Annotated in this window: 3 protein-coding genes; all 3 read right to left on the bottom strand. The window is 71.2% G+C overall.

Annotation, left to right across the window (positions count from 1 at the left end; genetic code table 11):
• On the bottom strand, positions 1–757 hold a 757-nt coding region (locus tag B7L92_RS19230), incomplete at its 3' end, for a thiolase family protein (protein WP_304364705.1).
• Positions 758–830: 73 nt separating this feature from the next.
• On the bottom strand, positions 831–1979 hold the full coding sequence (locus B7L92_RS19225; protein WP_107501537.1) for an acyl-CoA dehydrogenase family protein: 1149 nt from the start codon (positions 1977–1979) through the stop codon (positions 831–833).
• Positions 1976–3001: an LLM class F420-dependent oxidoreductase gene (locus B7L92_RS19220; protein WP_081238761.1), complete on the bottom strand. Its 1026-nt coding sequence runs from the start codon at positions 2999–3001 to the stop codon at positions 1976–1978. The genes B7L92_RS19225 and B7L92_RS19220 overlap by 4 nt, the downstream gene beginning before the upstream one ends.
• Between the last annotated feature and the right edge of the window lie 65 nt (positions 3002–3066).

Below are 3066 nucleotides of genomic sequence, written 5' to 3'. Positions count from 1 at the left end.
GGACGTGGTCGATCCTCTCGATCCAGTGGTACTTCTGCAGCGCCACCGCGTCGAAGCCGCCCAGTTCGCCGGCCTGCGCGAAGGAGGGCTTGAGCGCGGCCAAGCTCTCGGCGGTGGTGCCGGGGCGCATGTGCTCGTCGTGGTCGAGGACCGACAGTCCGTTGCGGTCCCGCACGGGGACGACGGAGCGGTCGAAGCGGTTCTCCTTCCAGGCGGTGGCCGCGCGCTCCTGCGACAGCGCCGCGTACGCGTCGACGTCGCGCCGGGAGAAGCCCTCGAGGGTGGCGATCAGGTCGGCGCCGATGCCCTGCGGCACGAACCCGGTGGCGTGACTGGTACGCGGGTCCAGCGCCCAGGCGCCGCCGTCACTGCCCATCGGCACCCGCGACATGGACTCCACGCCGCCCGCCAGGACCAGGTCCTCCCAGCCCGAGCGCACCTTGGCGGCGGCCAGGTTGACGGCCTCCAGACCGGAGGCGCAGAAGCGGTTCTCCTGCACGCCGGCCACCGTGTCGGGCAGCCCGGCGGCGATGGCGGCGGTGCGGGCGATGTCGGAGCCCTGGTCGCCCACCGGGCTGACCACACCGAGCACGATGTCGTCGATCGCCGCCGGGTCGAGGTCCGGGAAGCGGGCGCGGATCTCGTGGATGAGGCCGACGACCAGGTCGATCGGCTTGGTGCCGTGCAGGGCGCCGTTCGCCTTGCCGCGACCGCGCGGGGTGCGGATCGCGTCGTACACGTACGCTTCGGTGCTCACCTTGGGTGCCTTCCATGTCGGGTCCGGAGAAAGCCGAGAACGCAGCACGGGTGTCGTCGAGGTGGGTCGGCACTCAAGCGAGCAGCGAGCGGCCGATGATCTCCTTCATGATCTCGGTGGTGCCGCCGTAGATGGTCTGGATACGGCTGTCGAGGAACGCCCGGGCCACCCGGAACTCGCTCATGTAGCCGTATCCGCCGTGGAGTTGCAGACAGCGGTCGACGATCCGCTTCTGCAGTTCGGTGGCCCACCACTTGGCCATCGAGGCGTCCACGGCGTCGAGCCGTCCCCGGCCGTGTTCGGTGACGCAGCGGTCCACGAAGGTCCGGGTGACCGCGGTCTCGGTGGCCATCTCGGCGATCTCGAAGCGGATGTGCTGGAGCTTGGCCAGCGGCCTCCCGAACGCCTCGCGCTCCTTCACGTACCGCGTGGTGACGTCCAGGATCTCCTCCGCCGCGGCGGCGGCGCCGACCGCGATGGCCAGCCGCTCCTGGGCGAGGTTGCCCATGAGGTAGGCGAAGGCTTGGTTCTCCTCGCCCAGCAGGTTCTCCTTGGGGACGCGCACGTCGTTGAAGAACAGCTCGGCGGTGTCCTGGGCCTTCTGGCCGATCTTGTCGAGGTTGCGGCCGCGTTCGAAGCCCTCCATGCCGCGCTCGACGACGAGCAGGCTCTGTCCGCCGCTTCCGCCCTCGGGGGTGGTGCGGGCGACCACGACGACGAGGTCGGCGAGGATGCCGTTGGAGATGAAGGTCTTCGCTCCGTTGAGCAGGTAGTGGTCGCCCCGGTCGGTGGCGGTGGTGCGGATGCCCTGCAGGTCGGAACCGGCGCCGGGTTCCGTCATGGCGATGGCGGTGACGATGTCGCCGGAGGTGAAACCGGGCAGCCAGCGGCGTTTCTGCTCCTCGTCGGCGAGCCGGGTCAGGTACGGGCCGACGATGTCGTTGTGCAGGCTCAGGGCCAGCCCGGAGGCGCCGGCGCGGGCGAACTCCTCGACGAGGACGGCGCTGTACCGGAAGTCGTCGGTCCCGCCGCCGCCGTACTCCTCGCCGACGGCCATGCCCAGCAAGCCCTGGCGACCCGCCGAGCGCCACACCTCGCGGTCGACGACGCCGTCCTTCTCCCAGCGTTCGTGGTGCGGGGCCACCTCCTTGGCGAGGAAGGTCCGCACCGTCTCGCGGAAGGCCTCGTGGTCGGGGCCGTACAGGTCTCGTTCCACTGTCACAACCAACTCCTCACGCGCTCGATCAGCCGGGCGGGATCGGGATCGACGGGGGTGACGTTGAGCATGGTCACGCCCGCCTCTCGAAAGACCTCGATGCGGTCGCGGACGTAGCCCTCGGGGCCGGCCAGGCAGAGCTGCTCCAGCAGCTCGGCCGGTACGGCGGCCTCCGCGTCCTTCTTGCGGCCCGCGAGGTAGTGCTCCTGGACGGTGGCCGCGGCGGACTCGTAACCGTAGGAGCAGACCAGGTCGTGGTAGAAGTTGCGGCCGGGCGCGCCCATGCCGCCGACGTAGAGGGCGACGGTGGGGCGCATCAGGTCACGGACGGCCTCGGCGTCGTCGCCGATGGCCAGCAGACCGCCCGCCACGATCGAGAGCGGGCCGAGCGCGGGGTCGCGCGCGGCGCCGCCCTCGGCCAGGGACCGGCCCCATACCTCGGCGGCGTGCTCGGGGACGTAGAGGAACGGCAGCCATCCGTCGGCGATCTCGGCGGCCATGCGGACGTTGGCCGGGCCCAGCGCCGCGAGGTAGACCGGGATGGCGTCGCGGACCGGGTGGTTCAGCAGCTTCAGCGGTTTGCCGAGGGTGCCCCCCTTCTCAGCCGGTAGGGGCAGGTCGGTGATGCCGTGGTGCTCGATCACCTCGCGTCGCCAGATCCGCCGGGACAGCTCGATCACCTCGCGGGTGCGGCCCAGCGGGCGGTCGTAACGGCGGCCGTGCCAGCCCTCGACGACCTGAGGGCCGGAGGCGCCGACGCCGAGGAGGGCGCGGCCGCCGCTGAGGGCGTCGAGTCCGGCCGCGGTCTGGGCGATCAGTGCGGGGGTGCGCGAGTAGACGTTGAGAATGGCCGAGCCGATCCGCATCCGTTCGGTCTTCGCGGCGAGGTATCCCATGATCGTCGGAGAGTCGAAGCCGTATGCCTCGGCCACCCAGACGGCGTCGAGGCCCGCGGACTCCAGGGCGGCGGCCCGGTCCGCGGCGGCGCGCGGATCATCGGCGTACGCCAGGGGTGAGGACAGTTCCATCAGCAGTGGTCCTTCAGCAGTTCGGGCACGTCCCAGTCGCGGGCCACGTCGGGGGTGTGCGCGCC

Origin of the sequence: Streptomyces viridosporus (genome assembly GCF_002078235.1) — a bacterium.
Lineage (GTDB): Bacteria > Actinomycetota > Actinomycetes > Streptomycetales > Streptomycetaceae > Streptomyces > Streptomyces viridosporus.
Note: the sequence above shows the minus strand (reverse complement) of the source record. Positions and strands in the feature narration are given on the sequence as shown.